The organism is Actinoplanes sp. NPDC049598 (assembly GCF_040675435.1).
Classification (GTDB): domain Bacteria; phylum Actinomycetota; class Actinomycetes; order Mycobacteriales; family Micromonosporaceae; genus Actinoplanes.
The window spans coordinates 62207-79339 of sequence record NZ_JBFAOX010000022.1 but is presented as its reverse complement, the minus strand read 5'-3'; the positions used below and the strand labels follow the sequence as shown (position 1 = coordinate 79339).

Sequence of the window (17133 nt, the reverse complement as noted above, 5' to 3'; positions counted from 1 at the left end):
CGCATTCGGCTATGTTGCGATGATGGCACGATTCACCCGGGCCGCCGGGCTCGCTGCGGACGTCGCGCTGGGACTCCCCCTCAAGGCGGTGCCGTACGAGGTACGGCGTGACGTCAGCGTGCCGATGCTCGACGGGGTCACGTTGCTGGCCGACCACTACCGTCCGGCCGGGCACGACGGGCCGCTGCCGGTGGTGCTGATCCGCCTGCCGTACGGCCGGGCCGGCGCCTTCGGCCAGCTGTTCCCGGCCCCGCTGGCCCGCCGCGGCTTCCAGGTATTCGTGCAGGCCACCCGGGGCACGTTCGGCTCCGGCGGCCAGTTCCGCCCGTTCACCACCGAACGCGACGACGGGCTGGCCACCGTCGACTGGCTCCGCAAACAACCGTGGTGCGACGGGCGGGTCGCGATGGTCGGCGGCAGCTACTTCGGGCACACCCAATGGGCGGTGGCGCCGTACGCGGACCCGCCGCTGACCTGCGTGTCACCCCACATCACGTCGGCCAACGTGACCGACCGCCTGTTCTACGAGCACGGCGCCCCGCAGATCCACACGGCGCTGAGCTGGTCGGCCCAGATCGGCCGGCAGGAGCGCTCGTTCCCGTTCCCCGACCCGCGCGTCAAGGGCCGGGTCCAGCGGGCGCTGTGGAAGCTGCCGCTGCAGGCAGTGGACGTGGCGGTGGCCGGCGCGCCCGTGCCGTTCTGGCGCGACTTCGTCGCCCACTCCGACGACTCCTTCTGGTCCCAGGCCGACCACGACCAGGCCGATCTCAGCCGGATGCCGCCGGTCAGCACGGTCACCGGCTGGTGGGACCTCTTCCTGGCCGGCAACCTGGCCGACTACACCGCCCTGCGCGCGGCCGGGGTCGAGGCCCGCCTGGTCGTCGGCCCGTGGCTGCACGGCGAGCCCGGCGAGTTGAGGACCGTCGTCCGTACGGACGTCGCCTGGCTCAACCATCACCTGAACGGCGGACCGGCGCCCTCGGGCCCGCCCGTCCGGGTGTACTTGCAGCAGGCCCGCCGCTGGCTGTCGTTCGACTCCTGGCCGCCGCCCGCCGTGGCCCGTCCCCTCTACTTGCAGGGCGACCGTAGTCTCGCGTCCTCACCCGGCGAGGCCGAACCGAGCCGCTTCACCTACAACCCGGCCGACCCGACCCCGACCGTGGGTGGCCCGCTGCTGCAGCCACCCGGCAAGCAGGCCGACAACGCCCCGGTCGAGTCCCGCCGCGACGTGCTGGTCTTCACCGGCCCGGTCCTGTCGGCGCCGCTGGACGTCGTGGGCCCGGTGACGGCCACCATCCACGTACGGACCGAACTCCCCCACGCCGACGTCTTCGTCCGCCTGTGCGACGTCGACGAGAAGGGCGTCTCCCGCAACGTCGTCGACGGCATCCGCCGCCTCACCCCCGCCGACTCCGCCTCGCCGGACGTTCTCGCGGTCGAGGTCGAGTTGTTCCCGACCGCCTACCGTTTCCGCGCCGGCCACCGGCTGCGGGTACAGGTCAGCGGCGGCGCTTTCCCGCGTTACGCCCGCAACATGGGCACGGACGAGCCGTTCGCCACCGCGGTCCGGGGCCGGACGAACCGCTTCGAGATCTTCCACGACCCCACCCACCCGTCCCACATCACCCTGCCCGTCCTGGCGAAGTGACCGGTGGTCCTCCGCGTCGCCCTGCACGACCTCGGCACACCTGGCTGCGCGTGGGCCCTCAAGTCCACCCCCGGCGACCGCCTGACCCTCGAACCACCCCGCACCAAAATCACCATCGACCCGACCGCCCGCCACCACCTGTTCCTGGGCGACGAGACCGGCGCCGTCCCGCTGCTGGCCATGTACGCCGCCCTCCCCCGCACAGCCGTCGCCCACGGCGTCTTCGAGGCCGCCACCCCAGCCGACGAGGTCCCCCTCCCCGCGCCCACGTTCCGGTGGGTCCACCGCGGCCAAGCCTCCGCCGTCGCTTCCCGCATCTTTCTGCGGGCCGTGCAGGACTTGGAACTGCCCCCAGCACCCGGCGCCGCCTACATCGCCGGCGAAAGCGACACCTGCCGCCTCCTGCAGCGCCACCTCATCGAACAGCGCGGCTGGCCCCGCCGCGCCGTCCACCCGCAACCCCAGTGGTCCCCCAACCACCCCGGCTTCGGCGCCGGCCGCGACTGACCGCGGCGGACATCACGGGCGAACGGCGTGCGGATCAGTACGGAACTGTACGGAACAGGCGGAACACTGTCATCGCGGCGCCGAGATCGATTGGCTGGAGTGGACCAAGCCCCTCGATCGGGAGAGTTGCGATGATTCGAAAGAGCTCCGTGCTGTTGCGCCTGGCGGCAGTCGGCGTCATCGGCGCCGTCATGTTCGGCACAGCCGGGTCGGCCGCCGCGGCGCCGGTTTCCGCCGCGGCGTCGTTGTGTCCCTCGTTGATTCCCGCCCGTCCCCAGCCCGGCGCGATCACCAACCGGAGCAGCGTCGGCGTCGGCGTGATCCACTTCGCGGACGGCGCCTGTACCAAGGACACCCACGACACGGTCCTGCCCCCGAACCAGGACACCTTCCACTACCAGCCGATCAAGTGGTCGGAGGTGGCCGGCGTGTACGTCGGCAAGGGCTACTTCGGCGTCATCAGCGGCGGCCCCAACGGCCTGAGTTACTACATCGAGCCCGGGCACTGGAACATGGATCCCTGGGGCCAGGGCGGAAACTGGACGATCACCGTCACGAAGCTCTGATAGCGGGTCGCCCAGGCCGGCCGCTTGCGGTAGCAGGCGGCCGGTCAGCGCGGTGGGAGCGGCGGCAGCGGGCGGCGGTCCAGCCACGTGGTGAAGAGGGCGTCCAGCGGCTGCGTGGTAAAGCGCTGCGCATGCGCGCGGAACTGGGCCGTGGTCACCGTGGCGTGGCGGTGTTCGGCCACCCAGGAGCGGAGCAGGGCGAAGAAGGCCGCATCGCCCACGTGGCGGCGCAGGGCGTGCAGGGCCAGGGCGCCGCGCTTGTAGACGACCGGGTCGAACATGCGGGACACGCCGGGGTCGGAGACCACGACGTCGGCCGGGCGGGACCACAGGGCGGCGTGCCACTCGGCGGCCAGGGCGTCGGTCGACGGGCCGCCGGAGACGCCGGACCACAGCCATTCGGCGTACGTGGCGAAGCCCTCGTTGAGCCAGATGTGCTTCCAGTCGGCGACGGTCAGGCTGTTGCCGAACCACTGGTGGGCCAGCTCGTGGGCCACCAGGCGTTCGTGGGTGCGCCAGCCGTCGAGGTGGTTGCGGCCGAAGACGGCCATCCCCTGGGCCTCGATCGGGTCGTCGAGGTCGTCGTCGGCGACCACCACGACGTACTCGCGGAACGGGTACGGGCCGAACATGTCGGTCAGCACGGCCATGATCTCCCCGTGCCGGCCGAAGTCGTGGCGGAACAGGTTGCGCAGGCGGGGTGGGATGGCGGCGCGCTGCGGCACCGGGCCCGACGCGAGGTCCAGCAGCTCGTAACGGCCGATCTGCACACCCATGAGGTACGGCGGGGTGGGCTCGGTCCGCTCGTACACCCAGGTGGTGTTGCCGGCGCCGCGGCGGCGGGAGACCAGGTCGCCGGTGGCCACGACCGTGTACGGGGTCGGGGCCGTCAGCGTGACCAGGTAGGTCGCCTTCTCGAGCTTGTCGTTGCACGGGAACCACGACGGCGCCCCGTTGGGCTGGCTCGCCACGAGGGCGCCGTCGGTCAGCTCGTCCCAGCCGATGTCGCCCCAGCGTCCCGAGATGGGCACGGGCGCGCCCGCGTACCGCACCTCGATCTTGAACGTCGAGCCGTAACCGAGGGTCTTCTCCGGCTTGATCCGCAGCTTGCCGCCGCGGTGGGTGAACGGGGTGCGCCGGCCGTCGATCCGGACGTCCTGCACGCGGAAGACGCCGAGGTCGAGGCTGAACCGGGACAGCGACTGCACGGCCTGCGCCGTGATGGTCGCCTTCCCGGCGAGCCGGTTCGACACGACCCGGTAGTCGAGCTCCAGGTCGTAGTGGAGCACCCGGTAGCCGCCGTTGCCGTGGGTGGGCAGGTACGAGTCGGTGGAGCGGTCGGTGCCCGGAGGCGTCATTGCCAGGTCGCGATCGGGTTTCCCTGCCAGCGGCTGTCGGCCGGCACCACGTCGCCGCGGGTGACCAGCGAGCCGGGGCCGACGGTGGTGCGGGCGCCGATGCCGGCGCCGGGCAGCACGATGCCGTGCGGGCCGAGCGTGGCCCCCTCGGCCAGGGTGACCTCATCCATGGCCATGATCCGATCATGGAAGAGGTGGGTCTGCACCACGCACCCCCGGTTGACCGTGGCCCCCTCACCAAGGGTGACCAGGTCGTACTCGGGGAGCCAGTACGTCTCCAGCCACGAGCCACGGCCGATCTTCGCGCCGAGCGTCCGCAGCCAGATGTTGAGCAGCGGGGTGCCGGCGGCGACGCGGAACAGCCACGGCGCGGCCAGGACCTCGACGAACGTATCGGCCAGCTCGTTGCGCCAGACGAACGACGTCCACAGCGCGTGCTCGGTGACCCGGAACCGGCCCACCAGCAGCCACTTCATCAGCGTCGCGAGCAGGGCGCCGGCGATGACCGCGGCGAACAGCACCGGACCGGCGGTGGCTGCGGCCACCCAGCCGTTGGTGGCCCGCCAGATCACGTCGAGCGCGGCCAGCACCAGCACACCCAGCACGCCGGCGACCATCACCGGGATGATCCGGCACAGCTCGATGGCCGCGCGGGCGATCTTGAGACGGAGAGGCGGGGCGTACGTCCGGCTGGCGTCGCCCGACTCGACGGTGCGCCGCAGCGGCATCGGCGGGGCACCCAGCCACGACGAACCCTTCTTCGCCTTGCGCGGGGCCGACGACAGCACCCCGACCAGCCCGCGCTTGGGCACCGAGCGCCCGGGCGCGGCCATGCCCGAGTTGCCGAGGAACGCCTGCTTGCCGATGCGGGCCGGCGCGACCCGTAGCCAGCCGTGACTCAGCTCGTAGGTGGCGACCATCGTGTCGTCGGCCAGGAACGCGCCGTCCTCGACGGTCGTCATCTTGGGCAGGGCCAGGACCGTGGACAGCTCCGCGTTGCGGCCGATCTTCGCGCCGAGCAGCCGCAGCCACACGGGTGTGAACAGGCTGGCGTAGATCGGGAAGAGCGCGATCCGGGCCATGCCCATGAGCCGCTCGGTGGTCCACACCTGCCAGGCCACCCGGCCCCGGACGGGGTGGTAGCCGGCCCGGATACCGACGCTGAGCAGCCGGACGGTGGCCAGCACGAGCAGCGCGTACGTCAGGAAGTAGGCCACCGCCGCGACCGGCGCGACCAGCAGCGCCGCCCCGAGGTCGGGCCCGTCGGTGACGGCCCACCCGAGCAGGGCGAGCGCGGGCAGCACGGCGATCACCGGCAGCAGGCCCAGCAGCTGGGCGGTCACGCTGTAGACGCCCACCCACAGGCGGGAACGGCGCGGCGGGCGCTGCGCCGGCCAGGCCGCCCCGTCCTTCGAGGGAGCGGGCGCGGCGGGCGAGCCGGCCCACCGCTTGTTCGCGGGCACGGCCCCGGTCACGGTCGAGCCGGCGTCGATGTGCGCGCCCTTGCCGACGCGGGCGCCGGGCATGAGTGTGCTGCGGCCGCCGACCCGGGCGCCGGCGCCGATGCGGACCTTGCCGACCCGGACGACGTCGCCGTCCACCCAGTAGCCGGAGAGGTCGACCTCGGGCTCGACGGCCGCGCCCCGGCCCAGCTTGAGCAGGCCGGTGACCGGCGGGGCGGAGTGCAGGTCGACGTCGCGGCCGATCTGGTTGCCGAGCGCCTTGGCGTACGTGATCATCCAGCCCGCCCCGGCCACGCCGGTGGCGCCGGTCAGCTCGGCCAGCCGCTCGGCCGCCCACAGCCGCAGATGGACACTGCCGCCGCGCGGATAGTTGCCCTTGCCGACGCCGCGCAGCAGCAACCGCGCCCCGCCGGCGGCGATGGCGATCCGCCCGGCCGGGCTGAACAGCACGAGCCAGCCGGCGGCGATCCACCACCAGGAGATCCCGGGGCCCCACGAGGTCAGGTTGAGCAGGGTGGCGGCCACGGTGAGCCAGCGCAGGCCGACCAGGGCCAGCATGGGCGCCATCAGCAGCGCCTGGAACAGTCCGGTGCGGCGCGGCGCCGGCTTGATCTCGCGGCGGACGGTCTGGGTCGCCACCAGCGCGTCGAGCGCCGCCGCCATCTCGGACAGCCGCGGCCTCTGGTAGACGTCGGCCACCGCGACCTGCGGATGCTTGAGCCGGATCCAGGCCACCAGCTGGGCCGCGTTGAGGCTGCTGCCGCCGTTGCTGAAGAAGTCGGCATCGCTTTTCGAGGGGCGCAGACCGAGGATCTGCTCCCAGCCGTCGGCGAGCCAGGTTTCCGTGGCCGTCATTTCGGTTGAGTCCGAAGATACGACCAAAGGCCACGGGAGAGCCGCCCGGTCCACCTTCCCGGAGGTTCGGGTGGGCAGCGTGTCGACCTCGGCCAGCAGCGGCACCAGCGCGGCCGGAAGCTGCTCGCGGATGCGGGCCGTCGCCGCGGCGTGGTCGAACCCCTCGCGCGGCACGACATAGCCGACCAGGAGCTGGTTGCCGGCGGCGGTCTTCTTGATCGCGGCGGCCGCGCCGGCCACCCCCGGCAGCGCCTGCAGCGCCGCGTCGATCTCGCCCAGCTCGATCCGCCGGCCCCCGAGCTTGACCTGCTCGTCGCCGCGGCCGAGGAACAGCAGCCCCTCGGGCTCGGCCCGCACGATGTCGCCGCTGCGGTACGCCCGCGACCAGCCCAGCGACAGCAGCGGCGCGAACTTCTCGGCGTCCTTGGCCGCGTCGAGGTAGCGGGCCAGGCCGACGCCGCCGATGACCAGCTCGCCGGTCTCGCCCATCGCGACCGGCTGACCGGCCGCGTCGACCACGGCCAGCTCCCAGCCGTCCAGCGGCAGCCCGATGCGCACGGGACCCTCGCCGGTCAGCGGCGCCGCGCAGGCGACGACGGTGGCCTCGGTCGGCCCGTACGTGTTCCAGACCTCGCGCCCCTCGACGGCCAGCCGCTCGGCCAGCTCGGGCGGGCAGGCCTCGCCGCCGAAGATCAGCAGCCGGACCTCGTCGAGGGCCTCGGCCGGCCAGAGCGCGGCCAGCGTGGGCACGGTGGAGACGACGGTGATGCGCTGCTCGGCCAGCCACGGGCCGAGATCGACGCCGCTGCGGACCAGCGAGCGGGCGGCCGGCACCAGGCAGGCGCCGTTCCGCCAGGCGAGCCACATCTCCTCGCACGAGGCGTCGAAGGCGACCGACAGCCCGGCCAGGACCCGGTCGCGCGGCCCGATCGCCTCGGTGTCGTCGCCGGTCAGGAACAGCCCGGCCTCGGCGTCGACGAACGCGGCGGCCGAGGCGTGCGAGACGGCGACACCCTTCGGGGTGCCGGTGGAGCCGGAGGTGAAGATGATCCAGGCGTCGTCGTTCGGTCCGGGCCGTCCGGGCCGGCCCTCGGGGGTACGCCTCGGAGCGACACTCAAACCGTCACCGAGCACCGCGGCCACTCCGGCCTCGGCCCAGACCAGCTCGGCCCGCTCGTCCGGGTCGTCGGCGTCGACCGGCACGTACGCGGCGCCGGCGGCCAGCACGCCCAGAATCGCCAGATAGAGCTCGGCCGTGCCGGAGGAGACCCGGATGCCGACCCGGTCGCCGACCCCGATCCCGTGCCCGGCGAGCGTGACCCGCACCGCCTCGACCTCGTCGGCCAGCTCGCGGTAGGTGAGCACGCGGCCGCCGGCGTCGAGGGCGGGGGCGCCCCCGTGGGCCTGCACGGTGGCGTCGAGGATGTCGACGAGCGTGCGCCTGACCGGAGTGGAACGGGAGTGGAACAGCGCCGGAGCCTCCGGCGCGAACGCGATCTCGGGAAGGTCGATCAGGCGCAGGTCAGTCGTCACGGTCACCGGGCGTTAGCTCCATCTCCACCACTGCGGGTTCACGTCGGCCAGGCGCACGGCAAGAAGCCGCCCGGGGCGACATTCCACGTTACAGGCGGGAAACGGGAAGTGACGTCGATGTGTCCAACGTGACAGATGATCAGTCGGCCTCCCCCATGACCAGGCCCTCGATGGTGTGCTTCTGGGTGATGGGGGTCAGCCGGTCGACGACCGGGCAGTTCAGATGCCGCCGTACGCCCTCGGGCAGCGCCGCCCAGTAGGCCTCGGTGACCGCAAGGTCGTGCTTGTCGGCGTTGGTCGCGTCGGCCGCGTCCACGCCCAAGACCAGCACCGGGCGCGACAGCTGCGACCGGTTCTTGGTGCCGCGATGGATGGTCAGCGCCGACCGAGCCGAGATGTCCCCTTTTTTAGGATATTTACGGACGGCTCGCTCGTCGTACCGCTGGTAGTGGCTCTTGTGTGGGAACATGCCGTGACCGAAGTCGGGCTCGTCGTCGAACTGGGTGCCGGGGGCGATCTCGAACGGGCCCATCTCGTCGATGGTGTCGACCGCGGTGAGGTTGAAGGCCAGCGAGTCGAGCCGCCCCTGCGCCCGGGTCACCTCGGGCATCGGGAAGTCACGGTGCCAGGGCTGGTTGACCGCGCCCGGGAACGGGATGTCGAAGCCGAGCTCGACGATCTTGTAGTCCGGCCCCAGCACCGCGGTGCACACCGCGTCGACCCACGGGTGGCTGACCAGCTCGACGAAGCCGCGCAGCTGCTCCGGGTGGATCTCCACGTACCAGCGTTGGGGGCCGCGGCCGACCGCGCCGCCCTCCCGCGACCGGGCCTCGGCGAACGCGGCCTCGATGTCCTCGCGCATGGCGTCGGCCCACTCCGCGCTGAACGCGCCGCGCAGCGCCGTGATGCCCTCGTCGTAAATGGCGGCCCGGGCCCGCCGGCCCGCGTCTGCATCGATAGAAGTCGTCATCCTCTCTGCCTACAGCCCCGTTTCCAACGTTGCAAGTCGACGGGAGCGCTTCCAACGCCTACCGTCACACCGCCCTGACCCAGTCGGCGCGCAGGTCACCACGCGCAACGCCGGCTGCACCGGCGCCGTGCAAGGCTTCTCGCTCAACTACAGCTCAGCCGTCCCTGCGTCACGGCCCGCCGAACGTCATCGTCGGGCCGGGCGCGGAGATGTTGCGGATGGTCAGGCCGGACTTCCTCCCGTTCCACCAGCGGCTGTCCGGGGTCGTGTCGTCGGCGAAGCGCCGGGCCCGCGGCGCGCCGAACAGGTCGCCGGCGTCGCCGTCGTGGTTGGCGGTGCGCTCCAGCTGGAAGCGGCCGTCGGCCTGCTCCAGCGAGCACTCGTAGTGTCTCTCCGGGGTCATCTGCTCGTCGCTGTTGCTGCCGCGCTCGTCGACGTGCCAGATGGCCAGGCCGCTGGCGGGCAGCGAGGCGTCCCGGCCGGTCTGCTGCCGGTTCTCGACGATGAAGTACTCCTGGTCGTCCTTCTCCCAGACGTGGAAGTCGTTGCGACCGGCCTCGACCGTCGCGACCTGGGACGGGTCGATGACCGTGCGGCGGCTCGCCCAGCCGGCCTCCGCCTTGAGGTACGCGCCGACCTGAACCGGGTTCTTACCGCCGCTGGTGGACATCAGGCAGAAGCGGCCGGCCCCGGAGGAGTTGTATTGGTAGTCGTACAGGTCGGGGAAGTCGCACAGCATGTGGCCGTTCTCGTGGCAGAACGTGCCGATCGTGAGCTGGTCGCCCATGTCGGTCCACTGCAGGTCGCGGAAGATCGGGCCGCCGCCCGGCACCCGGAAATCCGGCTCCAACGCCGTAGCCCCCGGCCACAGGCCCTCCGACCAGCGGTTGACCCGCTTCCCGGCGTAGAAGAGGTTGAACGCGTAGACGAAGCCGCGGTCGTCCACCGACAGCCGCCCGAAGTCGAACCCCTCGTCCACGAGTTGCTGGAGCACCTCCACCGCGAGCTCCTTGGCCCGGCGCGGCCAGCGCACACTGGGCTCGGCGTAGTAGCGGCGGGGACGGGAAGCCGTGAGATAGCGCGTTACGACATTGGTGTAGCTGAGCTTGCCGTCCGAGACGTCCCGGAAGTAGTCGCGCACGGAGCCGTTGTTGCCGAACCCCGTGTAGCCCTGCTGGTTGCAGAACTTGTCGACCTCGTCCGGTGGGATAGCGCCGTCCACGTCCGGGAACTGGACCAGCACGCAGAGGCCGACGTAATCACCGGTGATGCCACCGGTCGCCCGGCCGGTGTGCCGGATCGCCCGGCGCTCGGCCCGGCGTTCCTCCCAGCGGCGCGGCGCTTCGTCCTCATCGGAGTCGGCCGCGGTCACCCGCGCCGCCCCCCGATCGGGGCGCAGATGCGGCGCGACACCGAGCGTCGCGGGATCGACCTGGCCGACCCGGGACCCGCTCGACGCGAGCTCGCCGGCGCCCGCCACCGCGTAGCAGTAGTCACCCGTCTCCGGGTCGGGCACGACCGTGTAGCCGTCCGGCGTCTCGAACACGGCGTGGTACTGGTTGCCCCACCCCCGGACCTCGACGGGTGTCCCGTCCGGGTCGTGGAAGGTGAAGGGCTCGGCCACAAACGGAGCGGGCATGACTTGAGGCTTGCACGAAGAAGGGGACCGCCGTGGCGGTCCCCTTCTTTTCCACTCCGTGGATCAGTGATCGGCCTCGAGCTCAGCCGGCTTGCCGTTGACCGTCTTGTTCTGACCGAGCTTGGCCAGCAGACCGGCCAGGTCGATGCCGGTCAGGTCGGTGCCCAGCTGCAGGCCCTGGGCCACGTTGTTGGCGACCGACTTGGTCAGCGAGGACGCGCCGTCGGTGGAGATGACGGTCATCTTGTCGATCGAGCCCATCGGGGCCGCCGCGGCCTCGACGACCTGCGGCAGGACGCGGACGAGCAGGTCGAGGACGGCCGCCTCGCCGTACGCCGCGAACGCCTCCGCCTTCTTGGCCATGGCCTCGGCCTCGGCCCCGCCCTTGGCCAGGATGGCCGCCGCCTCGGCGGCGCCCTCCCGCTCGATCGCCTCGGCGATCGCCGAGCGCCGGCGCTGCTCGGCCTCACCCTCCTTGGCGCCCTCGATCGCGTTGGCCTCGGCCAGCGCGGCCCGGCGGGCCCGCTCACCCTCACCGGTCAGGCGGGCCTGCTCGGCCGAGGCCTGGGCGGCGGCGATGACCGCCTGCCGCTGAGCGTCGGCGTTGAGCACGGCCGCGGCGCGCGACGCCTCGGCCTCCTGCTCGACCTTGTACCGCTGGGCGTCGGCCGGCTTGCGGACCTCGGTGTCGAGCTGGCGCTGCTTGAGCTCGGCGTTGCGCTCGGCCACCTTCTGCTGCTCGGCCAGCACGGCCTGGTCCCGCTCGGCCTGAGCGAGCGGGCCGGCCGCGGCCGACTTGGCCTTGGCCGCGTCGATCTCGGCCTGGATGCCGGCCTGCTTGAGCGAGAGGTTGCGCTGGGCCTCGGCGATGGCCTCCTCGGCCAGCAGCCGCTCCTGCTCGGCCTGCTGCCGGGCCCGGGCCTCGGCGATGGCCGCGTCCTTGAGCACGCGGGCCGCCTCCGGCCGGCCCAGATCCTGCAGGTACGAGCCCTCGGCCAGGATGTCCTGCAGCTGGAACGTGTCGAGCACCAGACCCTGGTTGGTCATCGAGTGCTCGGCCTCCTCGGCCACCGCGCTGGCGAACGCGGCCCGGTCCCGGATGATCTCCTCGACGGTGAGCCGGCCGACGATCGATCGCAGCGCGCCCGCCAGCACCTCGCGGGTGAACTCCTCGATCTCGGCCTGCTGGTGCAGGAAGCGCTGGGCGGCGGCCCGGATCGCGCCCTCGTTGCCGCCCACCTTGACGATCGCCACGCCGTGCAGGTCGGCCCGGATACCCTGCTTGGAGACCGCGCCCTTGATGCCGACATCGATGCGGCGGCTGGACAGGTCGAGCGACTGCAGCTTCTGCACGACCGGCAGCACGAACACCGAGGCGCCCATGACGACCTTCTGCCCGGACAGGTCGGTGGTGTTGGTGCCGTCGGCCGACTGCGTCACGCGGCCCTTACGGCCGGTGATGATGAAGGCCTCATTCGGGCCGGCCACCTTGATCCGGGACAGCACGAACAGGATCACGAGGATGATGAGCAGGACGGCGCCGCCGATGGCGATGAGCAAAGGTGACATCTAGGCCTTTCCCGGGGTGTGTGGGGTGTTTCCGTCGATCCGGAGGGTCTCTTCGACCACGACGCTGGTGTCGGACGGCGCCTCGACCACGAAGACGTGGGCGCCGGCGGCGATCGGGTGCTCCGCGCGGGCGTACAGCTTGACGGGTTGACCGCCCAGCAGGACCCGCACCTCGCCGTAACCGCCGCCGAGCGGCACGGCCGTGACCACCACGCCGAGCGTGCCCACCAGATCCTGCCGCCGCGGAGTGGCGTCGGTCGGCATCGTGCGGGCGGCGCGCGAGAGGCGCAGGGCGAACCAGGCGGTGGGCACGGCGGCGGCCAGGCCGACCACCGGCGGCAGTACGGGTGAGCCGGAGAGCTCGGCCGTGATCGCAGCGGCGAACCCGAACGCGCCGAGGAAGCCGGTGACCACCTCGAGCGAGACGGGGCCGTCGCCGACGTGCAGGAAGCTCATCAGCTCCCCGCCGAGCAACGACAGCGCCAGCACGACGACACCGACCGCGCCGATCGCCAGATAGATCGCCGTGGCCGTTGCCATCCGCACCGCCTCCCCGCCCGAACGTCGAGGTCAGGGTAGATCAGCGCCGCCAGCCACCCGCAGTCGGATCATGGACCCAGAGGGCCGCCGTGCTGGCCGGGCGCGCTTCGATGGTGCATGGACTCGGATCCCCAGACAATCGTCGTCTCCACTGAGCAGTTCCGCGGTCAGGAGGCCGGTGCTCGGCGTGTCGCCAGCGACCTCGACGAGGCCGACAAGGCGCTGCTCGCCCGGGCCTACGCCGCGATGGCGGACGTGCCCCAAGCGCCCGGGGTGCTCAGCGCCCCCGACGATCAGGCGGCGTCGCTGATGCTGACCTACCTGGCCGAGCACGCGCAGGAGCTGGGCGAGATCCACCCCAGCCCGGCCGGCGGCCAGGAAGCCCGCTCCTTCGCATTCGACCAGTGGGACATCCGCTGGGCCAAGACCCTGCTGCCGTGGCTGCGCGAGAAACTCGGCATCCCGCACCGCTCCCTCCGGCCGCCGCTGCGCGACGCGCCGGTCCAGCTGCCGGCCCAGGCCAAGGTGGCCCTCCTGGGCGACTGGGGCACGGGGCTGTACGGGGCGCCGGCGGTCGCCCGCAGCATCGAGAAGCAGGGCGACTACGACGCGCTCGTGCACCTGGGCGACGTCTACTACTCCGGCAGCGAGAGCGAGATTCAGCACCGCTTCCTCGACCTGTGGCCGCAGATGCCGAGCGCGGTCAGCCGGGCCTGCAACTCCAACCACGAGATGTTCAGCGGCGGCGAGCCCTTCTTCCGGCTCACCCTCGGCGAGTTCAAACAGCCCTCGACGGTCTTCTCCCTGCAGAACGACGACTGGGTCTTCGCCGGCCTCGACACCGCGTACGACGACCACGACCTCGACGAAGGTCAGGTCGACTGGCTGAACGGCCTCGTCGGCCAGCTCGGCGGCCGCAAGCTCGTGCTGATGTCGCACCACCAGCTCTTCTCCACCCTGGCCGGCCAGGGCCCCCTTCTGCGGCAACGCCTGGCCCACCTGCTCGACCGGCGCGCCATCAACACCTGGTACTGGGGCCACGAGCACCGCTGCGTGTTCTACGAGCCGCACCCGCAGTGGGGCCTGCACGCCCGCTGCATCGGCCACAGCGGCTTCCCCTACTTCCGCGAATCGATCCGGGACCTCCCCGGCGGCGTCCCCCTGCCCGGCAACCAGCGCTGGTGCACCCTCCCGGCGACCACCACCGTCCCGGAGGCCGGCATCCTCGACGGCCCCAACGAGTACCTGGGCGACCACCCGGAGCGTTACGGCCCCAACGGCTACCTCCGCCTCGAGCTCGACGGCCCCCGCCTGGCCGAGGTCCTCTGCGCCGCCGACGGCACGGTCTTGTGGCGCCGGGAAAGAGAGTGACCGACCGGGCCGTACGCGCCCTGGCCGCCATCGACCCGACGGCGCTCTTCGGCCAGTGGCGCGAGATCATCGGCCCACCGTCGGACCAGCTCGGCGATGACGCCGCCGCCGGGCTGGCCGCCCTCAAACGCGGCACACAACCGACGGCGCGGCAGATGCAGGCGCTGGAGCTGGCCATCCGCCTGCTGCGCCCGTCCGTCCTGGTGCGGGACGGCCAGGTCGAGACCCTGAACGGCCCACCGGCGGACGCCTTCCCGGTCTGGGAGACCTTCCGCAAGACCGTCGAGCCCTACCTGACGGTGGTGGGCCGGGTGGACCGCGTCGGCGGCGGCGCACTTCCGGCCGGGCCGGTCGCCACCGCGTTCCTCATCGCGCCCGGCCTGGTGGTGACCAACCGCCACGTGGTCGACGAGCTGACCCTGGGCACCGGCCGGTTGGTCCGCGGCCAGGCCGTCATCCGCTTCGGGCAGCAGTACGAGCGCGGCGCGGAGCCACCACCTGTCAAGATCGCCGCCGTCCACGCGACCCATCCCGATCTCGACATCGCCGTCCTCCGTCTGGCCGCCGAGCCGAACCTCGGCGATCCGATCCCGCTCAGCGGCGACACGGACGCCGAGGACGTCGCCGTGGTCGGCTATCCGCTGGAGCCGGAGCGTGTCCCGCCGTTCGTGCGCGCCCAGTTCGGCGATCATTTCAACGTCAAACGGGTCGCCCCCGGCCAGATCATGAAGCGCGTGGACGACCTCATGCACCACGACTGCACGACACTGCCCGGCAACTCCGGCTCCCCGGTCCTCTCCCTCGACGGCGCCCACTTCGTCGGCGTCCACAGCGGCGGCTATTTCCTGGCCCGTAACACCGCGATCACCGGCAACCGCCTGACCGACTTCCTCGGAGCGCTATGACCGGCACGTACGCCCTCGTGGTGGCGATCGAGAAGTACGGCAAACGATCCGGCCTGGCCAGCCTGCCGGGCACGCTGGAGCGCGCCTACGAGTTCTGCGACTGGCTCGTGCAGGTGCGCGGCACCGACCCGGAGAACATCTTCTTCTGCGGCGGCGAACCACCCTTGGCCGGCCCGCACACCTTCCCCGGCACGCGCGCGGGAATCCGGACGGCGACCAAGAAGCTCGTCGCCGCCGGCCGTGACACTGGCGGCGATGTCTTCGTCCACTGCTCCGGCCATGGCTACCAGGTCGCTCTGTCCGAGCAACGGCAGATCTACTCCGACGTACTGGTCGGCGCGAACTACGACCAGGACGGCGAACGCTGTCTGCGGCTGGACGAACTGCGCAACGAGCTGCAGTTCTCGATGGGCCCGGCCAGCCACTTCTGGTTCGTGGACACCTGCCGCAACCGGTTGGCCGTCCAGGTGCCCGAGCTGGCTCTGGGCCTGGCGAACTCCGATCGGGGCGCCGCCGTTCCCTACACGATGTTCAGCGCGGCCGAGGGGATGCCGGCGTTCAACGACACCCAGTTCGGCGACGCGCTCCTGGGCGAGTTGCACGGCCGGGGCCGCGCCAAGATCAGGGTGGGCGGCGCCTACTGGGTGACCTTCGCCCGGCTGTCGGAGACCCTGGGAACGCTGTTCCACGGCCGCGGTCGCGAGATCACGGCCCAGCCCGGCCCGGGCGAGGGCCGGATCGCCCGGATCGTCGACGTGCGCCGCACCCCGGTCACCGTGACAGTGGACGGTCTCCAACCCGGTGAAACGCTCCGCCTGCTCCTCACCGGCGGCGAGCGGCAACCCCGTCGCATCACGATCGTCGAGGCCGTGACCCACCTCGAGGTCGACCCCGGCGACTACTTCGTCCAACTGGAACGGGGCGATCAGCTGGCCCGGCGGGTCGACCCGGCCGGGACCGAGAAGCTCGACCTGTACGAGGCCCGGCAGCTCCGGTTCGACGCCAGGTCCACCGAGCCCGAGCCGGCCGACATCTTCGACAGCCTGCCGTCGGCGGATCCGGGCTACCTCGGACTCTCGTATTTCGGCGATCTGGCGACCCCGTACCGCATGGCTCCGCGCGGCGGCCTTGTCATGGATCCACGGGCCGACCTCGAGACGTTTCTTTCCGTACAGGGCGCGGTCGAGGTCCCCGGAAGTCGCGGCCACACCGCCGGCGTTGCTGATATCCGGGTCCTGAGCGACCTGCCGCGCGGGCAGGCGCGACTGCTCGGCCGGCCGTCCGCGGCCGAACTGGTAAGCAGGCGGGACGGCATCGCCCGGGCCGGCCTGACAGCCGAAAGCGGGCCGCACCGGCTGCACCTCGACGGCGGCGAACAGTTCGCCGTCGCCACCGCGGCGTTGCCGGGCCGTGTCACCCTCGTCGTCGCGCCGGCGTCGGCGGCGCTTCCCGTCTTCCAGTACTCGCTGGCCGGACGTCCGGGCGCCCTGACGGTCCATTTCCTCGAGAAAGTCGGCTTCTCGGCCTGGGTCCAGCGCCGATTCGGCCAGAACCGCGAGGTGATCAGCGAACATATGCCACCCCGCCTCCAAGGACTTTGGCGGCAGCTGCTCAGCGGCGACTGGCCCGACCCCATCACGGTCCTGGTGGCCGGCTTCGAACTCGTGCGCCGTGGCGCCCACGCCGCCGACCCTGCGGACCTCCGGCGCCTCGTCGGCCGGCTGCGCAACGAGTACGACGAGGAGCTGCTGCCCGACCTGGGTGTGCTGTCCGCCCTGGCCCACGGGCGGCGACCGGTACGGCGCAGCGACGCCGATCCGCTGCTGCTCGACGCGAGCACGGCGATCGGGATCGGGGGGCCGCCGGAGGGGATGGCCACCGACTACAGCGGCCCCTGGACGATGTGGCGGCCCTGGCTCGCGGCCTAAGGGCGGGCGCCGTCGTCGATCCAGCGGCGGAGCACGGCGGTGTTCTCCTCGGGCCAGCCACCGTCGCAGGGCATGGCGTTGCAGGCGAGGGCACCGTAGATCGCTTCCGCGTTCTTGCGGACGTCGTCGAGGGACCACAGGTCGAACATGAAGCGCATGGCGTTGCGGTCCTTCTCGCGGAAGAGGGGACGGATGTCGGTTTCGAAGCTTGTCGGCATGCCGCTAAGACTGCGCGGGTGGGGCGGTTGTGACGGCGGGGCCAGAAGTCGGTGATGCTGCTG

General features: G+C 71.9%; 13 protein-coding genes. 6 read left to right on the top strand and 7 right to left on the bottom strand.

The genetic code is table 11. The features are described 5' to 3' along the window. The first annotated feature begins 22 nt into the window (after positions 1-22). From AB0J66_RS37010 to AB0J66_RS37000, 3 genes are all read left to right on the top strand, one after another. Positions 23-1648 (top strand): CocE/NonD family hydrolase, encoded by a 1626-nt coding sequence (locus tag AB0J66_RS37010; RefSeq protein WP_364671159.1) that lies wholly within the window; start codon positions 23-25, stop codon positions 1646-1648. Between the two features lie 3 nt (positions 1649-1651). Continuing rightward, a complete protein-coding gene (locus AB0J66_RS37005) occupies positions 1652-2155 on the top strand; it encodes a siderophore-interacting protein (protein WP_364671156.1) in 504 nt (167 codons plus the stop codon). Between the two features lie 131 nt (positions 2156-2286). After that, a complete protein-coding gene (locus AB0J66_RS37000) occupies positions 2287-2721 on the top strand; it encodes a hypothetical protein (RefSeq protein WP_364671154.1) in 435 nt (144 codons plus the stop codon). Positions 2722-2765: 44 nt separating this feature from the next. Here AB0J66_RS37000 and AB0J66_RS36995 read toward each other — a convergent pair whose 3' ends face one another. The 6 genes from AB0J66_RS36995 to AB0J66_RS36970 form a co-directional block, all read right to left on the bottom strand. Further along, positions 2766-4079, bottom strand: coding sequence for a M1 family metallopeptidase (locus AB0J66_RS36995; RefSeq protein WP_364671151.1), 1314 nt, complete (start codon positions 4077-4079; stop codon positions 2766-2768). Then, positions 4076-7936, bottom strand: coding sequence for a Pls/PosA family non-ribosomal peptide synthetase (locus AB0J66_RS36990; RefSeq protein ID WP_364671148.1), 3861 nt, complete (start codon positions 7934-7936; stop codon positions 4076-4078). The genes AB0J66_RS36995 and AB0J66_RS36990 overlap by 4 nt, the downstream gene beginning before the upstream one ends. A 133-nt stretch (positions 7937-8069) precedes the next feature. After that, the gene (locus tag AB0J66_RS36985; protein WP_364671145.1) at positions 8070-8900 is read right to left on the bottom strand and encodes a phytanoyl-CoA dioxygenase family protein; all 831 of its coding nucleotides are present in this window, start codon (positions 8898-8900) and stop codon (positions 8070-8072) included. A gap of 169 nt (positions 8901-9069) precedes the next feature. Next, complete coding sequence (locus AB0J66_RS36980; RefSeq protein WP_364671142.1) at positions 9070-10539, bottom strand: M6 family metalloprotease domain-containing protein; 1470 nt, start codon at positions 10537-10539, stop codon at positions 9070-9072. A 63-nt stretch (positions 10540-10602) separates the two neighbouring features. Next, a complete protein-coding gene (locus AB0J66_RS36975; RefSeq protein WP_364671139.1) occupies positions 10603-12108 on the bottom strand; it encodes an SPFH domain-containing protein in 1506 nt (501 codons plus the stop codon). After that, positions 12109-12648 carry a hypothetical protein gene (locus AB0J66_RS36970; protein WP_364671137.1) on the bottom strand — a complete coding sequence of 180 codons (540 nt, stop codon included), beginning with the start codon at positions 12646-12648 and terminating at the stop codon, positions 12109-12111. 117 nt (positions 12649-12765) lie between these two features. On the opposite strand from AB0J66_RS36970, the gene AB0J66_RS36965 reads away from it, so the two are divergent. The 3 genes from AB0J66_RS36965 to AB0J66_RS36955 are packed head-to-tail and all read left to right on the top strand — an operon-like array spanning position 12766 to position 16852. Continuing rightward, on the top strand, positions 12766-14019 hold the full coding sequence (locus AB0J66_RS36965) for a metallophosphoesterase (protein WP_364671134.1): 1254 nt from the start codon (positions 12766-12768) through the stop codon (positions 14017-14019). Continuing rightward, positions 14016-14924 carry a serine protease gene (locus AB0J66_RS36960; protein WP_364671132.1) on the top strand — a complete coding sequence of 303 codons (909 nt, stop codon included), beginning with the start codon at positions 14016-14018 and terminating at the stop codon, positions 14922-14924. Before AB0J66_RS36965 ends, AB0J66_RS36960 begins: the two co-directional genes overlap by 4 nt. Beyond that, the gene (locus AB0J66_RS36955) at positions 14921-16852 is read left to right on the top strand and encodes a hypothetical protein (RefSeq protein ID WP_364671129.1); all 1932 of its coding nucleotides are present in this window, start codon (positions 14921-14923) and stop codon (positions 16850-16852) included. The genes AB0J66_RS36960 and AB0J66_RS36955 overlap by 4 nt, the downstream gene beginning before the upstream one ends. Here AB0J66_RS36955 and AB0J66_RS36950 read toward each other — a convergent pair. Next, positions 16849-17070 carry a hypothetical protein gene (locus tag AB0J66_RS36950; protein WP_364671126.1) on the bottom strand — a complete coding sequence of 74 codons (222 nt, stop codon included), beginning with the start codon at positions 17068-17070 and terminating at the stop codon, positions 16849-16851. The two genes, AB0J66_RS36955 and AB0J66_RS36950, sit on opposite strands and share 4 nt — an antisense overlap. Between the last annotated feature and the right edge of the window lie 63 nt (positions 17071-17133).

Excerpts from the sequence above, each read along its gene's own strand:
- AB0J66_RS36975 (WP_364671139.1), bottom strand. The coding sequence starts at position 12,108 with ATGTCACCTTTGCTCATCGCCATCGGCGGCGCCGTCCTGCTCATCATC.
- AB0J66_RS36955 (WP_364671129.1), top strand. The coding sequence starts at position 14,921 with ATGACCGGCACGTACGCCCTCGTGGTGGCGATCGAGAAGTACGGCAAA.
- AB0J66_RS36995 (WP_364671151.1), bottom strand. The coding sequence starts at position 4,079 with ATGACGCCTCCGGGCACCGACCGCTCCACCGACTCGTACCTGCCCACC.
- AB0J66_RS37000 (WP_364671154.1), top strand. The coding sequence starts at position 2,287 with ATGATTCGAAAGAGCTCCGTGCTGTTGCGCCTGGCGGCAGTCGGCGTC.
- AB0J66_RS36970 (WP_364671137.1), bottom strand. The coding sequence starts at position 12,648 with ATGGCAACGGCCACGGCGATCTATCTGGCGATCGGCGCGGTCGGTGTC.
- AB0J66_RS36950 (WP_364671126.1), bottom strand. The coding sequence starts at position 17,070 with ATGCCGACAAGCTTCGAAACCGACATCCGTCCCCTCTTCCGCGAGAAG.
- AB0J66_RS36965 (WP_364671134.1), top strand. The coding sequence starts at position 12,766 with ATGGACTCGGATCCCCAGACAATCGTCGTCTCCACTGAGCAGTTCCGC.
- AB0J66_RS36985 (WP_364671145.1), bottom strand. The coding sequence starts at position 8,900 with ATGACGACTTCTATCGATGCAGACGCGGGCCGGCGGGCCCGGGCCGCC.
- AB0J66_RS37010 (WP_364671159.1), top strand. The coding sequence starts at position 23 with ATGGCACGATTCACCCGGGCCGCCGGGCTCGCTGCGGACGTCGCGCTG.
- AB0J66_RS36980 (WP_364671142.1), bottom strand. The coding sequence starts at position 10,539 with ATGCCCGCTCCGTTTGTGGCCGAGCCCTTCACCTTCCACGACCCGGAC.